Here is a 295-nt window from a genome sequence, read left to right on the forward strand (position 1 = left end):
ATGTTACTATTGATGCGAGTACTTTGTGCTTAAAAGCTGGAAATGCTGCAATTTTACGTGGTGGTTCGGATAGTTTTCACTCTGCGCATGCACTTCATTGTGCGTTGGTAAAAGGATTGAAGAAAGCAGGTTTTCCTAAAGATGCTATTCAAATGGTTGCAACGAAAGATCGTGGTGCCGTTGGAGAAATGCTTAAGGGATTAGATGGAGCCATTGATGTAATTGTGCCTCGTGGTGGTAAAAATCTTGTTGCGCGTATTCAGGTTGATGCCCGTGTTCCGATTTTTGCGCATTT

The 295-nt window shown here is 42.4% G+C and carries 1 pseudogene; it reads left to right on the plus strand.

Features of this window, described 5'->3' with window-relative positions:
- Nucleotides 1-295 (plus strand): annotated as a pseudogene (gene proA, locus ACFINO_RS11060) (gamma-glutamyl-phosphate reductase); the annotation flags it as partial.

The sequence above is a fragment of the Bartonella sp. AA83SXKL genome, from assembly GCF_042196965.1.
Lineage (GTDB): Bacteria > Pseudomonadota > Alphaproteobacteria > Rhizobiales > Rhizobiaceae > Bartonella.